The organism is Haloarcula sp. CBA1127 (assembly GCF_001485575.1).
GTDB lineage: Archaea > Halobacteriota > Halobacteria > Halobacteriales > Haloarculaceae > Haloarcula.
On sequence record NZ_BCNB01000006.1, the window covers coordinates 1,128,990 to 1,145,924 of the forward strand.

Sequence of the window (16,935 nt, forward strand, 5' to 3'; positions counted from 1 at the left end):
AACACACGAGTGAGAGGTGTCAACTGTCGATTGGTCAATAGCGGTGCAGTGTGATTGGTTTGTTGCTGCGCTCGCGCGCAATCGACACCAAATCAGTTAGACGATAAGCCACACTGGTGTTGAAAGAGACGAAAACAGCGAGCACAGATTTCAGTGGCCAAACACACACAACAGCGAGTCATATCGTCTCTCTCGGCGGTGTACGGCTCGCTGCACAGGGCACGCATATCACAATTCCGAGGGACAGAGATTAGACCCAGCCGGTTTTAGAGGGACATATGAGAGCGAAGCCGGAGTATCGCGACCGGGACGACACTGAGGTTGCGGTGCTCGATGCGCTCGCTGACCGCCGCGATGAGGGGATGACTGTCTTCGAGCTACGGTCGCGGACGGAAGAGAATATCGACCGCATTGAGGATGCACTTGCGGCTCTCAAGGCAGACGACCTCATCGAGGTCGAGGACAACGGGGAACGGACTGTGATTTTGCCAGGAGAGGGCGTGGTTGGGGAGTCACTGCCGGACGAAGACGAATCGCTTCTCGACCAGATTCGCAAGCGGCTCCCGCTGTAGCTACGGCTCTCTCGTGGCGGTGTCACACCGTGTCCGTCGGCGCAGCCGCGCAGTTGTTCGGGCCGAGTTCGAGTTCGAACGCGGTGTCGTCGTCGGCCGCTTCCGTTCCGAGGTTGATGGCGATAACCCGCTCGAAGTTGGCGGGGCGCGGCGGGATGTCGTCACAGACGTACTCGACAAATGCCTCGCGGTCCATCGTGAACCCCGGGAGTCGGTCGCGGAGAGCACCCAGAGGAGCGGTGAACGTACCGTCGTCAGACGGCACCGCCGACTCGCTGTAGTGGCCCGGGGCGACGCGTGTTTCATCGGGCAGTGCTCCGAGCCGGTCAGTCAGCGTGCGATGGAGGTCGCGGGCGAGGTCACGAGCGCCGTCGGCTCCGGCTTCGAGGTCTGGGCGGGCGACGCTGTCGAGAAAGACGCTGTCGCCGGCCAAAAGCACGTCGCCGACGGTGAAGCCGGTCATGCCGGTCGTGTGGCCGGGTAGGGGACGAGGTTCCAGTGTGGCCGAGCCGACACGTAGGGTTTCGTCGTCGGCCAGCGCAGTCACGTCGTCGACGCCGCGGGCGACCGCTCGTTCGGAAAGGACCGGTTCGGCACCGGTTTCTTCGGCGAGACGGCGAACGCCGCTGACGTGGTCTGCGTGGACGTGCGTGTCGATAGCGTGGGTGAGCGAGGCGTTGTGGTCGGCAGCGTCGGCAACATACCGGCCGGTGAACGCCCGGAGCGGGTCGACGACAGCGGCCGAGCCGTCGCTGATGACCATGTAGCCGAGACAGCCAGATGACGGACGGCGATACTGGAGGACGATTGCGTCGTCGCAGAGAATCTCGCGGGCTTCGTAGAGCCGCGCCCACCCCTCCATGCCGTCGCTGAGGTTCTGCGCTTCGACGCTGTGTTCAGTTAGTAGGCCGGCGACGAAGGCGCTGGCTTCGCCGCGGCCACAGACGACCGTTATCGGGCCGGTGCCGGCCACCTCGGCGACGAGGCTGTCCACTTCGCCAGTCACCTTCGCCTGGAGAAATTTGGTAAAGGGGAGCTGTGTTGCTGTTACCGACTCGCCGCGGAGTCGCCACTCCTCGTACTCGTCACGGTCGCGAACGTCGAGCAGCCGGACCGATTCACCGGCGTCCAGCTTCGCTTGCAACGTCGCTGCCGATAGTGACGGCGGGTCCGTCGGCGGGTCAGGGTAGTCCTCGACCATACCGACTGTAGCGCTTCCCGGTGGATAAATCGGGCGGGGATTTCAAGCCCCTGCCGCGCCCAGCGGAGGTATGGACGCTGGAGCTACTATCAACGCCGTCCGTGACCAGACTGAGACGGAGCGAGACAGACTGGGCTCGGACAAGGTGCTTATCGCAGCAACAGATGCGACACTGGAGACGGAGGCGGTGCTCACAGCAGCGGCGACACGCGAGTCAGGGCTTGCAGATATCCTCGGCCAGTGGGCCGCCGAGACAGACAGCGATGTGGCGGCGCGGTTCGAAGCAGCCGCCGAGGCCGCGACCGAGCGGGCGGACCGCATCGACGCAGACGCCGGTGACACCGATGGATTCCTTGACCACCTCGAAACCGTTAGCGGGACTGCACGGCGCGTCGGGGCCGGCCTCGTCGCTGCCCCGTTGGTCGCCGACCGGTTCTACCTGCAAGTGGTGAGCTTCTTCATCAACGAGGCGGACGAACAGCGGGCTGATACGTTCCGCGAGATTCGACGCGAAGCGTCGGCACTCGACGACGGGGATACCGCCCTCGGACACCTCTCGGAATCCGAGCGCGAGACGGCAGCGGCGGCCGCGACGGAGGCCATTGGAGCGGCGTACGACGACTACGCGGAGGCGCTGGAGGCGATGGGACTGGACCCGAAGCCGGTCTGCTAATCCAGCCGGTATGTTGCGACGCGGTTGGCGGCATAGAGGAACCCGGCGACAGCGCCAGCGACGGCGATTGCTACACTCGCTACAAGTCCACCACCGAGGAGCCACACTTTGTCGAACGGTAACGAGAACAGGTCACGGACGGCAAGCAGGTACGTCACGCTTCCCGGCGCGACGGCCACGCCGAGGACGAGGAAGTACAGCCCGAACGCCCAGCCGCTCGGAACCACTACTTCGTGGCCCTGCACGGACGACGACTCGAACTTCGGGAACACGACGCCGGCTCCGACGGCGATAGCCGGTGCGGCGAGGGTTGCGACGAGTGCGATTGTGAGGCCGACGGCGAGCGTGACCGGCGGCGTTCCGGCGGCGACGCCGAGGCCGACGACCAGTAGCGTCGTCACCACGACGCCGGGGAGTGCGCCCGCGAGGACGAGTCCGGTGGCGAACGCCCGGCCGGAGACATTGGCGGTCAGTGTCAGCGGCAGCACTCCTTCCTCGCCGCCGAGCGGATTGAGCGAGAACGCGGCCCCGAACGCCGCCGCGCTGGCGAGGCCAGCGCTGAGGGGGAGTGTTGGCGGGACCACTCGCTCCAGAATGACGATCTGGAGATGATACACCAGGAAGAAAAACGGCATGATCGCGAACTGCACGGAAATGGGCGCTCGCTTGGCACGGAGCCACGACTTCTGGGCGACCACGCGGGTCGCCGTTGAGACCCGTCCTCTCAGCAGACGGTCCGAGAGTGTCTGCTTGTCTGCGTCGAACTCGTAGTCAGGCTGGACCGGATCGACATACCAAGCCCGCGCAGCCAGCCACAGACACGCAACCACGCCGACCGGGAGCGCGCTGAGAATCCCCACCGTGGCGACGGCGGCTGTGATCGGATTACCGCCGTTTCCCAGCACAAGCAGGACCACGTCGGCGGGCCACGAGAGCGGGGACTGGGTCGCCAGTTGGAGCACGCGAAACTGTACCGTCGGGACGGTCGTCATCGCAACCCAGCCCAGCGGCAGGACGAGCGAGACGGCGACCCCGACGCTCGCGCGATGCCGCGCGATGAAGGCCGAGCGGTTCGCGACCAGTTTCGTCACTAGCCCCAGAGCAAAGCCGAGGATCGTTCCCAGCAGGGCAACCGTGACCGACCCGATGAGGGCCACGACAGCGACAAGTACCCCGGCATCACCGACTGCAAGTCCGCCCACCAGCGCCAGAATCGGGATGGTGAGCGCGAGCAACACTCGACCGACCTCGGCGGCGAGCAGGCCGGCCGCCGCGTCCTCGTAGGGCACCGTCGTCAGTAGACCGTCGGCAGCGTCCGGTTCGCCGGCCGATTTCACCGTGTGCTGGAGTGTGAAGAAGCCGACGAGTCCGAGCAGTCCGACGATGCCCGCCGTCGTCGCGAGTCTGACAGTGTGGGGGTCGCTGTCGGCGAGGAAGCCGCCGAGAAAGAAAGCCCCCGCGCCGATAGCGAGACTGTATACGATGAGGCCCAATCCGCCGCCGAGCAGCATGAGCGTCCCGCGCGTCGTGCCCATGAGCTTGCGCCAGGTACGCCGCAGTTCCGTCCGCGCTATCAGGTGGACTCGCCGCCAGTTCGGTCGCCTCATCGCTCTCCCGGGTGCTCGCTGGTCACGTCAAGGAACACGTCTTCGAGCGTGCTTCCGGACTCGACGCTGCCGGTCAGTTCCTCGGGAGACCCCTCCGCGACGAGGTCGCCGTCGTACAGGACACCAACGGTGTCGGCCAACTCCTCGACGACGGGCAGGATGTGCGTCGAGAGGAAAACCGTCGTGTCAGCGGCCGCGACCTCGCTGATGGTATCACGGACCGTCCGAGCCGCCCGCGGGTCCAGTCCCGAAGTCGGCTCGTCCAGAAAGAGAACGTCGGGGTTGTGCAACAGCGCCTGAACGAGGCCGAGCTTCTGTTTCATCCCCTTCGAGTACGTCTCGACGCGCCGGTCGGCGTCCGAGTCAAGATCGAACCGGTCGAGTAGTGATTCCACGCGGTTCCAGTCCTCGTGCCCGCGCAGGCCGGCGACGTACTCCAGCTGCTCGCGGCCGGTGAGTTCGTCGTACAGCGGGGGCTCTTCGGGCAGGAAGCCGATGTGTTCGACCACTGCGGCGCGGTCGGCGACCGACTCGCCCGCCACCCGTGCGGTGCCGCTCGTCGGGTTCGTCAACGTCGTCAGGATGCGAATCGTCGAGGTCTTGCCCGCACCGTTGGGGCCGAGAAAACCGAAAACACTCCCGCGAGGAACCGTCAGGTCGAGGGATTCTATTGCCGAGACGCCGCTGTAGCGCTTCGTCAACCCCTCGGTGACGATTGCGGGTGCTGGAGGGCACATACGGGCAGTGCCGCACCGACTGTGAAAAGGTCTTGCTGTTGGCGAGTGCCGCGTCCAAACGCGAGCCTGCCGGCGTTACTCCTCGACAGCTGCGTCGGCGGCATCAGCATCGGCGTCCGTGTCGTCTTCGTCATCAGGATTTTCGACGACCTCGATGCCGCGGTTGTTGACTGCCGACGGATCGAGCCCGACCTCCTGCAGGAAGTTCTTGTACTCGCGCTCGCACTGCTCGGCGTCCTTCTGCCGGTCGCTGGCGCGGTCACACAGTGCGATGAGGTCCTCGGGTACGTCGTTACTGTAGACGATCCAGTGGTTGATGAGGTCCGAGAGGCGGCGAATCGGCGAGGTGAAGTGGCCGTAGATCTCGAAGTTCAGGGCGTGGTGGCCGCCGAAGGGGTCGTTCATGTACTTCGCGCGGGGCATCACCTTCATTACGGCCCACTGAATCTTATCGAGCTGGCGACCGGGGGCCTGTTCGAGCGTGGCGTTGACGGCCTTCCGCGGGTCGTCCCAGGCGTCGCCGGGGATGGAGACGCCGTCGAGTTCCTGAATCTCGACCAGCGCCTCGTCCCACTCGTCGGGGCTGGGCTGTGGGTGGACGCGGTACATTGCCTCGACGCCGCGGTTCCACATCAGCTCGTGCGTGACGGCCTTGTTCGCCTTCAGCATGCACTCCTCGATGATAGTGTGCGCGCGGTCACGGGCGGGATTGAGGACGAGTGACCCCTCCTCTTTGCGCTGCTCGTGCATCCGGTCGGCCAGTTCCCAGACGCGCTCGGTCTTCTCGGCAAGGTCGACGCTCTGGTCTTCCAGGACGTCTTCTGCGGTTTCTGGCTCGTCCAGCAGGCGCTCGGCCTCGGTGTAGGTCAGTCGGGCGTCCGAGCGGATGACGGACTTGTAGATGTTGATCTCCTCGTAGCCGAGGTTCTCCTTGTCGAGATGCATCTCGACGGTGTGGGCTAGGCGGTCCTCGTTCGGGACCAGCGAACACACCGTCTCGGCGAGGACGGGCGGCAGCATGTGGACGGTGTACGCCGGGAGGTAAACGGTGTTCCCCCGCTCGACGGCCTGCTCCCACATCTTCGTGTCGGGGTTGACGTAGTGGGTCACGTCGGCGATGTGGACCCAGAGAACGATCTCGTCCTCGCGTTCCTCGATGGAGATGGCGTCATCGAAGTCCTGGGCGTCGATAGGGTCAGTCGTCCAGGTGGTCATCTCCCGGAGGTCCTGCCGCTCGTCGACCTCGTCTTCAATCTCTGCCTGAACGCCCTTCGTACGCTCCTTGGCCTCCTCCAGTACCTCCGGCGGGAACTCGTCGGGGATGCCGAACTTCTCGAACAGTTCCTCACGCTTGTTCTCCAGATGTCGTGCCATCTCCGGGTCGATCTCGACGGGGCCTTGCCCCTCGGCGGTCCCGGCGGCCGCCTGCGCGTCCTCTGTAGTCATGTCACCCGGTACGAACAGGGCGTAGTTAGGGCTGTCGGGGTGGGACTGGGCCGTGACTCTCGCGTCTCATTCCCTGTACGCGTCGCCCTCGGAGAGTTCCCGGAACCGTCTCAGGAACGTCTTCTGGTCGGCCTCGCCGGCTCCGGCGGCGTCAAGTGTCGTTTCGAGCCCATCTCGTGGTTGCTGGCACAGCTCGGCAAAACAGGCTTTACAGAGATGTTCGAACGTCTTGTTTCGGCGGTCCCACCGGTCGCCGTGTTTGTCGTACTCGCGGGCCTCGGACCGTGAGATAGACTCGCCACACGCGATGCAAGTGACTGACTCCCCCCGGGAATTCCGGGACCCGAACATACCTACGCGTTGCGGGCGATATCGTTTAGAACTTTTCGCACAGGCAACAGTCCCCCGTTTTCGGGCCACACGTTTATTCACCCGCCGCCACTACAATGCGTATCGGCTATTCGGAGCCAGGGACACTGAATGAAGCCACCAGAGACACTCGCTCACTCGACGTTGGACACGCTCCCCATCAATATCGCTGTCCTCGACGACGAGGGGACGATCCTGTTCACAAACCGCGCCTGGCGGGAGTTCGCGGGCGACGAGGACGGGGAGATGGAGGGGACGAACTACTTCACGACGACCGATGTCGACGCCGACGAATACGCTGGACAGGCAGTCGGCGGCATCGAGTCGGTCATCAACGGTGAGCAGGACCTGTTCACGATGGAGTACCCGTGTCACTCTCCGGAAGAGAAGCAGTGGTTTCTGATGCGGGTCGCGCCGCTGCCGGAGGACGAGGCCGGGAGCGCGGTTGTGGCACACATCGATATCACCCAGCGGAAACTCGCCGAACTGGCGGCCGAGCGACGGAGCGAGGAACTCAAGGCCGAGCGCCAGAACCTCAAACAACTCGTCGACCGGGTCGACGGGCTGCTGAAGGCGGTGATGGGCGACGTGCTGACCGTCGACTCGCGGGAGGCCATCGAGCAGACCGTTTGTGACCGGCTGGCCACGGTCGACTCCTACCAGTTCGCATGGGTGTCCGAACTCGACTTGCGCGACGAGACGCTGTCGTCGACGGCCCTATCGGCCGACCGACCGACCTCGTTATCTATCCCGCTTGACGCCGACGACCCGGTCGCGGAGGCGGCTCGTACCGAGGAGATGCAGGTCGTGACCGATGGCATCGACGAGCAACACAGCCGGCTTGCTGACTCCGACGTGGCATCGGTCGCGGCAGTGCCGCTCGTCTCCGGCGAATCGTTATACGGCGTGCTCACCGTCTATGCCGACAGCGACGACGTGTTCGACCCCCGAGAACAGGCCGTGCTGGGAACCATCGGCCGGGCGACCGCGGCGGCCATCGATGCTCGCGAAACCAGCCGGCTGCTGACCGCTGACAACGTCACTGAACTCGAACTGCAGGTCACCGACCCAGACGTTTTTTATATTGACGTGGCAACCGAACTCGGCTGCTCGATGGAGTATGGCGGGAGCGTCCCCGACGGTGAGGAGACGGTGATGTTCTTCCTCGTCGAGACAGACGACCCCTCGGCTGTCTGTGCCGTCGCCGCCGACCACCCGCAGGTGTCGGGCGTCTCGCACGTCTCGACGTCGGACTCGTCGGCGCTGTTCGAGTTCACCGTCTCGGACCCACCGGTCGTTTCGGTCGTCGCCGACCGCGGAGCCCAGACTGGCGACATTCTGGTCGAACCGGGGAAGGCGACAGTCACCGTCACGCTCCCGGCGTCGATGGAGACCCGAAGCGTGGTCGAGCAGGTCCGCAACCAGTATCCGGAGACAGAACTGCTCTCCGTACGAGAACGGGACGAACCGCCGGCCTCCCGGCAGGCGTTTGTCGCAAACGTCGAGGAGCGGTTGACCAACCGCCAGCTAACGGCGCTCCGGAAAGGGTTTCTCGGCGGCTTCTTCGACTGGCCACGCGACGTCTCCGGCGAGCAACTGGCCGAGTCGATGGACATCTGCCCGTCAACGTTCCACCAGCACCTCCGTGCGGGTGAGCGAAAGCTACTGGAAGAAGTGTTCGAAAACTGGTAACCCGTGATTGCGAACCCTTCTGCCGGCGGCGGACTCGGGGCGGGATTCCCGAAGCAGTTTGGTAGTCCGCTTATCCCGATAACAACCGTATATACATGTAGTGATACCGAACCAGTGTCCTATCTGTCGTCAGCGAACGGACAGGACACGCCGCCCCGTGATAGCAGTGCAACCACGGGCCGACCGGACCATTACGCACAGCCTATCGACAAGCGCGCGACGCATCGTCCGCCAATGACTGCCTGATAGCTTTCAATGCACTCCGATAACATCCAAACCAGCAAATCGATACAGCAGGAAACCGGACGGACGTTCCACCTTGCGACGCGTCTGCTTCCGGAGCGTATCCGTCACCCGACGTACGTCATGTACGCGTTTTTCCGGGTCGCGGACGAGGTCGTCGACCAGACGGACGGGCCGCCGCCGACCGTCCAGCACGAGCAACTGGAGGTAATTCGCGAGGCAGCGCTCGGGAACATCGACCCAGCCGAGACCGACCACGAGGCGGTCATGGCGGCGTTTCAGGACCTGGCCGAGCGTCACGACATCTCCGAGGAGACGATCAACGTCTTCATCGACGCGATGGAGATGGACATCGCACAGGCCCGCTACGAGACGTTCGAGGACCTCCGTGAGTACATGGGCGGCTCGGCCGTCGCCGTCGGCCACATGATGACGGAGGTGATGGACCCGCCACAGAAGGCGGAGGCCCTGCCCCACGCGACGGCACTGGCCGAAGCGTTCCAGCTTTCGAACTTCCTGCGGGACGTTCGCGAGGACATCCACGACTACGGGCGGGTGTATCTTCCACAGGAGACGCTCGACCGCCACGGCGTCACCGAGGAGCAACTGGCCGACGCCGAGGTCGACGACGCCTTCCGCGCCGTGATGCAGGAGGAACTGGCCCGGACCGACGAACTCTACCGCGAGGGCGTCGCCGGCATCCGATACCTCCCGGAGGACTGCCAGTTTGGCGTGTTGCTGGCTGCGGTCCTGTACGCTGACCACCACCGGCTTATCCGTGACCGCGGGTACGACGTGCTGACGGAGACGCCGGACCTCACCCGTCGCCGCCGGCTATGGCTCCTCGCCCGCACGTGGTGGCACTGGCGGCGCAACGGCGACCCCGAAGCGACGTTCTACACCGTGAGCGCCGTCTCCGAGCGCGGTCCCGGCGAGACGCCGACGGACGCTCACGGCCACGGGCAACCCGCGTGGCGTGGATGACAGCCACGCACCGGGCATCGTTTTTGACTCCCTGTTGTACCTGAACTAATGTTGCCCACGCTCACGTATCTCCAGTTCCACGCGCTGTTCGTGGTGCCGGTCGTGGCTGGATTGGCACTGACAGCCACCTACCGCCTCGGGAGCCGCCGGGACGTACTCACAGGGACGGCAATCCTCGCAGGACTGGCCCTCGTCTACACGACGCCGTGGGATGGCGCACTCATCCGGCGCGGGGTCTGGTGGTACGGTGACGGCGCCGTACTGGCGCGGTTCTGGTCGATACCCCTCGGCGAGTACCTCTTTTTCATCCTGCAAACGGCGATGGTCGGGCTGTGGGTGGCCCGGTTTCGAGTAGACACGGAGCGCCCGCTCGCCACGCCGACACGAACGCGGCTCGTCGGGCTCGCCGCTGCGCTCGTCGTCGTCCTGTCCGGCCTCGCGCTCATGCGCTCTGACTCGGGACTGTACCTCGGCTCCCTGCTGGTCTGGAGCGGACCGATTCTCGCCATCCAGTGGCTATTCGGGTGGCACTTCCTCGTTGGCGAGTGGCGAACCGTCGGCGGCGCGACACTGGTCCCAATGGCCTATCTCTGTGGTATCGACAGCATCGCCATCCGACTCGGCGTCTGGACGATTTCGAAACAGTACACGACCGGCTACACGATTCCCCTGCTCGATCTGCCGATTGAGGAAGCGGTGTTTTTCTTCCTGACAACGCTGTTCGTCGTGCAGGGGGTCGTGCTCTACATTTGGCTCAGGGACAGATGGGAGTGAGCTACCGCAGCGCCGTCGAGCCGTCGGTTCGCTACCGGGTCGCGCTGGCTCCCGGCTGGGTCGCCAGCCTCGTCGTCGTCGCTCCGTTTCTCGCGGGGGTCTCGATACCACTTGCGCTCCAGTACGCTCCGCTGGTCGTCAGCGCCGTCCTGCTTGGCCTCCCCCACGGCGCGGTCGACCACCTCGCGGTCGCACGGACCCGTGGCGAGCGCCCGGACTGGCGAGCTATCGCCCGCGTGTTCGCGCTCTACGGCGTCGTTGGTGGGGCTTACGCCGTCACCTGGTTCCTCGCACCCGCGGCGGCCTTCGTCCTGTTCATCGCGGTGACGTGGTTCCACTGGGGGCAGGGCGACCTGTACGCGTTGCGTGCGCTGGCCGACGCTGACCACCTCCAGTCACTTCCCCAGCGAATCGGAACCGTCCTCGTCCGGGGCGGCCTGCCGATGCTGGTCCCGTTGCTCGCGTTCCCCGACTGGTATCGCCGCGTCGCGACGGACCTCGTCTCGCTGTTCGCGCCCGACGCCGCGGCCGCTATCGGCTGGGCGTTCCGGACCGACGTGCGAACCACGCTCGCCCTCGCCTACGGCGTGCTCGTCGTGGCGACGCTAGCTGTCGGATTCGTCCGTGCCGACGCTCGCCGGCCGTGGCTGCTCGACGCCGGTGAGACGCTGGGCCTGCTCGCGTACTTCGCCCTCGTTCCGCCGGTGCTCGCCATCGGGGTGTACTTCTGTCTGTGGCACTCGCTGCGCCACGTCGCCCGCCTCCTGCTGGTTGACGACGACGCCACTGCCGCGCTCCAGAACCACGATCCAACGGCGGCGCTGGCGCGGTTCGCCCGCGACGCTGCCCCGCTGACCGCCGCCTCACTCGCCTTGCTCTGCGGACTGTACTTCCTCGTCCCAAATCCACCGGGGTCCGTCCCGGAGTGGGTCGCGCTGTACCTGGTATTCATCGCCGTCGTCACGCTGCCCCATGTCGTCGTGGTCAGTATCATGGACCGCGAGCAAGGTGTCTGGGTGTAGTCAGATCTACAGCAGGACAGGACCCGCGCGGCTGCTACTGCAACAACTGCCCTATCGTTCCAACCGCAATGAGTCCGGTGGTGGTGAGGATTAACCAACTCCACGGCCCGCTGATGTACTGCCACTCCCCTGTGAACAGCAACTGATAGCTCCCAATTGTCAAGAGGGCGGCCCCACCAAGCAACATCAGTTTCGCTCCGATGGGTCGCTCCCGTGACCTGTGCACTGAAACCCCGAGCAGCACGAAACAGACCCCGATGATAACATTGGCAACTGTCTGGGAGATCGCAAAGCCCATGCTAGCGATTCGACAGGAACGCACATAATCGTTTCAGTGCGCCGTCACGCGATGAGACTTGGTCTCTGGGGGTGGCTTACTCATCACACCGGTTCAGTCACATAGTGAACAGTCCGCTCAACACTGACGGCTGCATACGGACGGAAGACTGGAGAGATAACGGATCGGTCCGAACTGCCAGAAATATTCGGGTGAAAACTGCGGGCCTTACTTGCCCTTGCCGCGGTTGCTGCGCAGCGACGGGCGGGTCTTTTCGCTGCCCTTGCCCTTGCCGCTGAGGCCGCGGTTGCGGCGGCCGGCACCGGTCAGACCGCGGAAGACGCGGTCAGCCTGGTCGTTGGCACAGATCCACGACAGGTCGTCGTCGTTCTGGATGGCCGGGTGGTTCGGGTCGATGAGGATGATTTCGTGCCACTTCTGTCGGCCGTCCTGGCCGACGGAGTAGCTGTTGAGCACGCGCAGGTTCGGGAAGGTTCGGGAGGCGCGTTCCTCGGCGACGCGCTGGATGTCCTTCCGGCGGGTGATGCGCGTAACTCCCTGTCGCTTGGACCGGCGACCGGCCTTGTGTCGGCGCTTGCGTGCGCTGCCCTTGCGGACGGAGACGCGAGCGACAATAACGCCCTGCTTGGCCTTGTAACCCTGCGAGCGGGCCTTGTCGAGGCGGGTCGGGCGCTCGATGCGCTCGACGGCCCCTTCGTTGCGCCATTCCTGCTGGCGCTGCCACTGTAGTTCTGCGAGCTGTCCGTCGCCTGGGTTCTTCCAGGCGTCTCGAATGTACGAATATGCACTTCGTGCCATATGTATTCACCACGGGCGTTGCGTGGTTCAAGTCGCGCGCGGCGCGACTCACATCCCGACCTGCACACGCAGGTGCCCGCTGGTGCCCGTCGTCCAGCGAGTTACCACGGAATTTGCCGTTCGGACTCTTAAACGGTTCGGACCAGACTTGTGGATGCGACCCGGTCACGAAGACCCAGTGATCGCTGAAACCGTCAGATATCTGTATTTTAGCAACACAAACCGTTAACTTGCTCGCGGCCAGAGAGTCACGTATTACCATGACAGACCTTGGTGGCTTCCAGGACCACGTGGCGCGAATCGACCTCGGGGATGGGGACGTAGCCTACGAAGGCATCGACGAGGAAGACGCGAAAAAGTATATCGGTGCACGCGGGCTCGGCGTGAAGTACGTCTTCGATCAGGGACCGGACGTGGATCCGCTGGGTCCGGACAACCTGCTGGCGTTCATGAACGGACCGCTGACGGGGACACAGGTGACGATGAGCGGTCGCATCGCCATCTGTACGAAGTCGCCGCTGACGGGGACAGTCACTGACTCTCATCACGGCGGCTGGTCCGGAGCGCGGCTGAAATGGTCGGGCTTCGACGGACTGCTGTTTGAGGGTCAGGCTGACGAGCCGGTGTATGCGCTCGTCGAAGACGGTGAGGTGGAACTGCGCGACGCCTCACACCTCTGGGGCCAAGGCGTCCACGACACTATCGACGACCTCGAAGGCGAAATCGAGGACGGCTCGCTGGGCAAGAACCTTTCCGTAATGGCCATCGGCCAGGGCGGTGAGAACGAGGTCAAATACGCCTGTATCGTCAACGAGGACGACCGCGCGTCGGGCCGCGGCGGCACCGGCTGCGTGATGGGCAACAAGAACCTCAAAGCCGTTGTCGTCAAGTCCAGCACCCGGATGCCGAAGCCGAAAGATCAGGAGACGTTCCAGGAGGGCCACAAGCAGGCGATGCAGGTCATCCAGGAGTCCGACGTGACCGCGCCCAATGAAGGCGGCCTTTCGATGTATGGGACCAACGTCCTGATGAATCCCACCGAGGAGATGGACGGTCTCCCGACGAAAAACGGGAAGTACTCGTCGACGCGAGCGTACTCGGACGCGGAGGGCGATGGCGAACGCATCATCGACTCAGAGAACGTCTCGGGCGAGAACGTCCGGGAGAACATCCTGGTCGACGAGCCGACCTGTCATTCCTGTCCGGTTGCCTGCAAGAAGGAAGTCGAGGTACAGGCGATGCACAAGGGCGAGGAGATGAACGTCCGCACCGAATCCTACGAGTACGAGTCCGCGTGGGCGCTCGGCCCGAACTCCGGCCACGTCGAACGCGACAAGATTGCAGTGATGCTCGACCGGTGTAACGACCTCGGCGTCGACACCATCGATGTTGGTAACACCATGGCGATGACGATGGAGATGACCGAGGAGGGCAAACTCGACGAACTTGACGACGGTCTGGACTGGGGCGACGCCGACACGATGATCGATATGATCGAGATGATCGCCCACCGCGAGACGGAACTCGCGGACCATCTCGCCGAGGGGCCGGACCACCTCGCCGAGGAGTTCGACGCCCACACCAACTCCCTCGCGGTCAAGGGCCAGACGATGGCCGCCTACGACCCGCGCTGTATGAAGGGGATGGCAATCGGGTACGCGACCTCAAACCGCGGGGCGTGTCACCTGCGCGGCTACACCCCAGCAGCCGAAATTCTCGGTATCCCGGAGAAGGTTGACCCGCGAGAGTGGGAGGGCAAAGGCGAGCTGTGTGCTACCTTCCAGGACCTGCACGCTATCAGCGACTCCTTCGACATCTGCAAGTTCAACGCCTTCGCAGAGGGAATTGAGGAGTACGTCCTGCAGTACAACGGCATGACCGGGCTGGACGTGAGCGAGGAGGAACTGATGGAGGCCGGCGAGCGCGTCTACAACCTCGAACGGTACTACAACAACCTCGCGGGCTTCGACGGGTCCGACGACGACCTGCCAAACCGGTTCGTGGAGGGCGACGAGCACGCGATGCCGGCCCAGGGCGGCTCCGAAGGCGAACTCGCGGAACTCTCGAAGATGAAAGACGAGTACTACGAGGTCCGTGGCTGGGAGAACGGCGTCGTTCCCGACGAGAAACTCGACGAACTGGGAATCGACATCGGCCCCGGAACCGGCGTCAGCTCCGGCGGCGCAGCGGCACCGAGCGACGACTGAGATAGCGCCGGCCGTCGAACACATTTCACTTCTCTAATGCGCAAGGAAGATATCGACGACTTCGAATTTCAAGTAGAGTCCCGACTGACCAGCCACGGCGTGTACGTTACTGACTTCGCCGACGAGGGCGAAACGTACCGGCTCACGTACGAGTCGATTTCGGCCGACGAGGCGGCTGTCATTCCCCACCGAGAGATCGGCCGCGTCGTCAACGTCTTCCGGGACCTGCACGCCGATGACTGGTCTGGGGTCGACATCGAGGCGACGGTAACGGACCTCGAGGACACCGAACTCGGCGAGTGGTCGGTCGACAGCGAGTGGATCGACGAGCTTGAAAACGGCGACCTCTCGGAGACGGCGTTCTCCCAGCGCGTGCTGGAGACGATTACAGTGCGGAACTGACCGCCAGCACGTCTTATGGGTCGGAGCTGATCGCCAGCACGGCCCTGATTTCCAGCGTCGTCTCGAACTCCTCGCTTCTGTCCAGCCGCCGCCCGTCGCGCTCGAACTGGGCGGCGTGGGCCCGCCGAACCGCGTCCTGTTCGCGGTCGCTCAGTCCAAGTTCTGTGCCGATACTGTCCCAGTGGCCCGACTCCGCACAGACGTAATCGGCCTCTCTGGGGCCGCTGATGCGTTCGTATTCCCTGTCGTAGGTATCCCGGTTCGCTTGGAGATACGTCTGGGTCCGTTCGAGTAGCTCCGGGAGCTGGTCGAGCGGAATGCTCGCACGCGTGCCAGCCAGCAGGACGATCTGCCCCTCGATCGGGTACGATGAATCAGCCATCGCGTCCCGGTCAGCCGCCCGCTCGCATCGCCTTCTGTGCGAACTTCTCGATGAGCGGCTCCAGCGTCTCCGGGTCACCGTCGAACTGGATCGTTACCTCGTTGAGTTGGAGGCTGGGGCCGATAGCGACTTTCTCCTCCGAGAGTGTCGCCGCCCAGCCGTCGCCTTCGACGGTCGCTTCGCCCCGTTGCTCGCCGCCGAGGTTCTCCAGATACCCGATAGCGGCTCGGACCGAGATGCCGCGAAAACTCCGTTCACGCTCCATCGTGTGGTCGTTACGGATGCGGTCGTCTAAACCTATCGGCGGTCCAGCGCTCGTTCGCCACACCCGCGCTATCCCGAGGTGTCACTCTGCCGGACAGTGACGGTCTACCCCGGCCGGATACCGTCGTCGACGATGCGGGCGTTGCGCTCGCGGTTGATGCGCTCGTCCAGATCGGCGTGGTCGTAAATCTGGGCAATGACGGCGGCGTGCAGGTCGCGCCAGGCCATCGCGTAGATGGGTGACTGACCCCAGGCCCGGAGTTCGACGACGTACTCGTCGTAGGCCTCCCACCGACTCTCGAACTGCTCGATGTGGTCGACGACGGCGCTGGCCGGCTCTTCGGTATTGAGCGCGGCGTTGAGTTCCCGCTCCCAGCCACCAACGGCCTGTTCCATGTCGCGTTTCGTGTCCTCGCTGTCCGGCGGCAGCGAGTCGACAATCCCGGACGGAATCCCCAGTTCGATATTGTCCATACCGCCACACATGGTTCGTGGCCAATAAACCCCAGCGATGGCGAACATGTTCGTCTCTACTGATTTGTGATGGCGGGGTGTAGTGCGCACATGAGCAGTGAGACAGTAGAGCGACAGTCGTCGGCACCGGACCTGACTACTGTCGAGGTCAGGTGCACCGGCCACGTTCGCCGGGTCGTCGGCGAACCGTCGCTGTCATACACGTTCGAAGGGGACACGCTACGTGACTTCCTCGATGCATTCTTTCAAGAGTACGACGTGGGCGATATGCTCATCGCGGAAACCGAAGCCGACGCCACCACCGAGGGCTGGGCCCCGGAGATGGCGGAACTGCCGGGTGACTGGGCGAAAAACCCCGAAGGTGAACAGACCAGATGCTACGCGCGAGTGGCGGTCAACGGTGAGTTCAACGAACATCTCGACGGACTGGACACGGAACTGGAAGCCGGCGACCGCATCGGGTTGCTATACCCGTTCATTTTCTGTTGCTGACTCGGGCAACTGACTGTCGCAGGAATTACCCCCCGGCAACTGGCGGGAACACGCTGAGTTCGTCTCCGTCTTCCAGTGGGGTCTCTAGACCATCGAGATGTGCAATGTCCCTTCCGTTCCGGAGAATCGTCAGGTACTCTCGCAGTTCGCCGTCCTCAAATAGGTCCATCTCTGTGAACTCCTCGGAGAGCTGTCGGAGCACGTCGCCCGCCTGCAGGTCCGTTTCATACTCGCGGTGAACCGTTTTCTGCCCGACGGCCTCCCGGAAGTTGGCGAAAAACCGCAGCTCGATTTGCAT

The 16,935-nt window shown here is 64.0% G+C and carries 20 protein-coding genes; 9 read left to right on the forward strand and 11 right to left on the reverse strand.

What is annotated here, in order from left to right:
* Window positions 1-278: 278 nt before the first annotated feature.
* Complete coding sequence (locus tag AV059_RS10380) at window positions 279-572, forward strand: DUF6432 family protein (RefSeq protein ID WP_058994340.1); 294 nt, start codon at window positions 279-281, stop codon at window positions 570-572.
* A 22-nt stretch (window positions 573-594) separates the two neighbouring features.
* Here the strand turns inward: AV059_RS10380 and AV059_RS10385 are convergent, their stop codons facing one another.
* Complete coding sequence (locus tag AV059_RS10385; RefSeq protein ID WP_058994341.1) at window positions 595-1,773, reverse strand: MBL fold metallo-hydrolase; 1,179 nt, start codon at window positions 1,771-1,773, stop codon at window positions 595-597.
* Window positions 1,774-1,843: 70 nt separating this feature from the next.
* Between AV059_RS10385 and AV059_RS10390 the strand changes: the two genes are divergently transcribed.
* Window positions 1,844-2,446, forward strand: coding sequence for a hypothetical protein (locus AV059_RS10390; RefSeq protein WP_058994342.1), 603 nt, complete (start codon window positions 1,844-1,846; stop codon window positions 2,444-2,446).
* Here AV059_RS10390 and AV059_RS10395 read toward each other — a convergent pair.
* The 4 genes from AV059_RS10395 to AV059_RS10410 form a co-directional block, all read right to left on the reverse strand.
* Complete coding sequence (locus tag AV059_RS10395; protein WP_195156647.1) at window positions 2,443-4,053, reverse strand: hypothetical protein; 1,611 nt, start codon at window positions 4,051-4,053, stop codon at window positions 2,443-2,445. The genes AV059_RS10390 and AV059_RS10395 overlap by 4 nt on opposite strands.
* The gene (locus AV059_RS10400) at window positions 4,050-4,790 is read right to left on the reverse strand and encodes an ABC transporter ATP-binding protein (protein WP_058994343.1); all 741 of its coding nucleotides are present in this window, start codon (window positions 4,788-4,790) and stop codon (window positions 4,050-4,052) included. Before AV059_RS10400 ends, AV059_RS10395 begins: the two co-directional genes overlap by 4 nt.
* A gap of 75 nt (window positions 4,791-4,865) precedes the next feature.
* Complete coding sequence (locus tag AV059_RS10405) at window positions 4,866-6,236, reverse strand: ribonuclease R family protein (RefSeq protein ID WP_058994344.1); 1,371 nt, start codon at window positions 6,234-6,236, stop codon at window positions 4,866-4,868.
* Between the two features lie 66 nt (window positions 6,237-6,302).
* On the reverse strand, window positions 6,303-6,587 hold the full coding sequence (locus AV059_RS10410) for a hypothetical protein (RefSeq protein ID WP_058994345.1): 285 nt from the start codon (window positions 6,585-6,587) through the stop codon (window positions 6,303-6,305).
* A gap of 129 nt (window positions 6,588-6,716) precedes the next feature.
* Here AV059_RS10410 and AV059_RS10415 point away from each other — a divergent pair, with 129 nt between their 5' ends.
* The 4 genes from AV059_RS10415 to AV059_RS10430 all read left to right on the forward strand — a co-directional run bounded on the left by AV059_RS10415 (window position 6,717) and on the right by AV059_RS10430 (window position 11,320).
* Entirely contained in the window at window positions 6,717-8,297 is a 1,581-nt protein-coding gene (locus tag AV059_RS10415; RefSeq protein ID WP_058994346.1) for a bacterio-opsin activator domain-containing protein, read from the forward strand.
* A gap of 255 nt (window positions 8,298-8,552) precedes the next feature.
* Window positions 8,553-9,524, forward strand: coding sequence for a phytoene/squalene synthase family protein (locus tag AV059_RS10420; protein ID WP_058994347.1), 972 nt, complete (start codon window positions 8,553-8,555; stop codon window positions 9,522-9,524).
* A gap of 48 nt (window positions 9,525-9,572) precedes the next feature.
* Window positions 9,573-10,298 (forward strand): lycopene cyclase domain-containing protein, encoded by a 726-nt coding sequence (locus AV059_RS10425; RefSeq protein ID WP_058994348.1) that lies wholly within the window; start codon window positions 9,573-9,575, stop codon window positions 10,296-10,298.
* On the forward strand, window positions 10,295-11,320 hold the full coding sequence (locus tag AV059_RS10430; RefSeq protein ID WP_195156648.1) for a Brp/Blh family beta-carotene 15,15'-dioxygenase: 1,026 nt from the start codon (window positions 10,295-10,297) through the stop codon (window positions 11,318-11,320). Before AV059_RS10425 ends, AV059_RS10430 begins: the two co-directional genes overlap by 4 nt.
* 34 nt (window positions 11,321-11,354) lie before the next feature.
* Here AV059_RS10430 and AV059_RS10435 read toward each other — a convergent pair whose 3' ends face one another.
* Complete coding sequence (locus AV059_RS10435) at window positions 11,355-11,618, reverse strand: hypothetical protein (RefSeq protein ID WP_058994350.1); 264 nt, start codon at window positions 11,616-11,618, stop codon at window positions 11,355-11,357.
* 207 nt (window positions 11,619-11,825) lie between these two features.
* Window positions 11,826-12,416 (reverse strand): 50S ribosomal protein L15e, encoded by a 591-nt coding sequence (locus tag AV059_RS10440; protein WP_058994351.1) that lies wholly within the window; start codon window positions 12,414-12,416, stop codon window positions 11,826-11,828.
* A gap of 260 nt (window positions 12,417-12,676) precedes the next feature.
* Here AV059_RS10440 and AV059_RS10445 point away from each other — a divergent pair, with 260 nt between their 5' ends.
* Window positions 12,677-14,623 carry an aldehyde ferredoxin oxidoreductase family protein gene (locus tag AV059_RS10445; protein WP_058994352.1) on the forward strand — a complete coding sequence of 649 codons (1,947 nt, stop codon included), beginning with the start codon at window positions 12,677-12,679 and terminating at the stop codon, window positions 14,621-14,623.
* A gap of 36 nt (window positions 14,624-14,659) precedes the next feature.
* Complete coding sequence (locus AV059_RS10450) at window positions 14,660-15,025, forward strand: hypothetical protein (protein WP_058994353.1); 366 nt, start codon at window positions 14,660-14,662, stop codon at window positions 15,023-15,025.
* A gap of 13 nt (window positions 15,026-15,038) precedes the next feature.
* Here the strand turns inward: AV059_RS10450 and AV059_RS10455 are convergent, their stop codons facing one another.
* From AV059_RS10455 to AV059_RS10465, 3 genes are all read right to left on the reverse strand, one after another.
* Entirely contained in the window at window positions 15,039-15,407 is a 369-nt protein-coding gene (locus AV059_RS10455; protein ID WP_058994354.1) for a hypothetical protein, read from the reverse strand.
* Window positions 15,408-15,417: 10 nt separating this feature from the next.
* Window positions 15,418-15,672 carry a hypothetical protein gene (locus tag AV059_RS10460; RefSeq protein WP_004958362.1) on the reverse strand — a complete coding sequence of 85 codons (255 nt, stop codon included), beginning with the start codon at window positions 15,670-15,672 and terminating at the stop codon, window positions 15,418-15,420.
* Window positions 15,673-15,776: 104 nt separating this feature from the next.
* On the reverse strand, window positions 15,777-16,145 hold the full coding sequence (locus AV059_RS10465; protein ID WP_058994355.1) for a hypothetical protein: 369 nt from the start codon (window positions 16,143-16,145) through the stop codon (window positions 15,777-15,779).
* Window positions 16,146-16,235: 90 nt separating this feature from the next.
* Between AV059_RS10465 and AV059_RS10470 the strand changes: the two genes are divergently transcribed.
* Window positions 16,236-16,637 carry a MoaD/ThiS family protein gene (locus AV059_RS10470; protein ID WP_058994356.1) on the forward strand — a complete coding sequence of 134 codons (402 nt, stop codon included), beginning with the start codon at window positions 16,236-16,238 and terminating at the stop codon, window positions 16,635-16,637.
* Window positions 16,638-16,662: 25 nt separating this feature from the next.
* Here AV059_RS10470 and AV059_RS10475 read toward each other — a convergent pair whose 3' ends face one another.
* Complete coding sequence (locus AV059_RS10475) at window positions 16,663-16,935, reverse strand: ubiquitin-like small modifier protein 1 (protein ID WP_004958357.1); 273 nt, start codon at window positions 16,933-16,935, stop codon at window positions 16,663-16,665.

Excerpts from the sequence above, each read along its gene's own strand:
- AV059_RS10380 (WP_058994340.1), top strand. The coding sequence starts at position 279 with ATGAGAGCGAAGCCGGAGTATCGCGACCGGGACGACACTGAGGTTGCG.
- AV059_RS10385 (WP_058994341.1), bottom strand. The coding sequence starts at position 1,773 with ATGGTCGAGGACTACCCTGACCCGCCGACGGACCCGCCGTCACTATCG.
- AV059_RS10390 (WP_058994342.1), top strand. The coding sequence starts at position 1,844 with ATGGACGCTGGAGCTACTATCAACGCCGTCCGTGACCAGACTGAGACG.
- AV059_RS10395 (WP_195156647.1), bottom strand. The coding sequence starts at position 4,053 with ATGAGGCGACCGAACTGGCGGCGAGTCCACCTGATAGCGCGGACGGAA.
- AV059_RS10400 (WP_058994343.1), bottom strand. The coding sequence starts at position 4,790 with ATGTGCCCTCCAGCACCCGCAATCGTCACCGAGGGGTTGACGAAGCGC.
- AV059_RS10405 (WP_058994344.1), bottom strand. The coding sequence starts at position 6,236 with ATGACTACAGAGGACGCGCAGGCGGCCGCCGGGACCGCCGAGGGGCAA.
- AV059_RS10410 (WP_058994345.1), bottom strand. The coding sequence starts at position 6,587 with ATGTTCGGGTCCCGGAATTCCCGGGGGGAGTCAGTCACTTGCATCGCG.
- AV059_RS10415 (WP_058994346.1), top strand. The coding sequence starts at position 6,717 with ATGAAGCCACCAGAGACACTCGCTCACTCGACGTTGGACACGCTCCCC.
- AV059_RS10420 (WP_058994347.1), top strand. The coding sequence starts at position 8,553 with ATGCACTCCGATAACATCCAAACCAGCAAATCGATACAGCAGGAAACC.
- AV059_RS10425 (WP_058994348.1), top strand. The coding sequence starts at position 9,573 with ATGTTGCCCACGCTCACGTATCTCCAGTTCCACGCGCTGTTCGTGGTG.
- AV059_RS10435 (WP_058994350.1), bottom strand. The coding sequence starts at position 11,618 with ATGGGCTTTGCGATCTCCCAGACAGTTGCCAATGTTATCATCGGGGTC.
- AV059_RS10440 (WP_058994351.1), bottom strand. The coding sequence starts at position 12,416 with ATGGCACGAAGTGCATATTCGTACATTCGAGACGCCTGGAAGAACCCA.
- AV059_RS10445 (WP_058994352.1), top strand. The coding sequence starts at position 12,677 with ATGACAGACCTTGGTGGCTTCCAGGACCACGTGGCGCGAATCGACCTC.
- AV059_RS10450 (WP_058994353.1), top strand. The coding sequence starts at position 14,660 with ATGCGCAAGGAAGATATCGACGACTTCGAATTTCAAGTAGAGTCCCGA.
- AV059_RS10455 (WP_058994354.1), bottom strand. The coding sequence starts at position 15,407 with ATGGCTGATTCATCGTACCCGATCGAGGGGCAGATCGTCCTGCTGGCT.
- AV059_RS10460 (WP_004958362.1), bottom strand. The coding sequence starts at position 15,672 with ATGGAGCGTGAACGGAGTTTTCGCGGCATCTCGGTCCGAGCCGCTATC.
- AV059_RS10465 (WP_058994355.1), bottom strand. The coding sequence starts at position 16,145 with ATGGACAATATCGAACTGGGGATTCCGTCCGGGATTGTCGACTCGCTG.
- AV059_RS10470 (WP_058994356.1), top strand. The coding sequence starts at position 16,236 with ATGAGCAGTGAGACAGTAGAGCGACAGTCGTCGGCACCGGACCTGACT.
- AV059_RS10475 (WP_004958357.1), bottom strand. The coding sequence starts at position 16,935 with ATGCAAATCGAGCTGCGGTTTTTCGCCAACTTCCGGGAGGCCGTCGGG.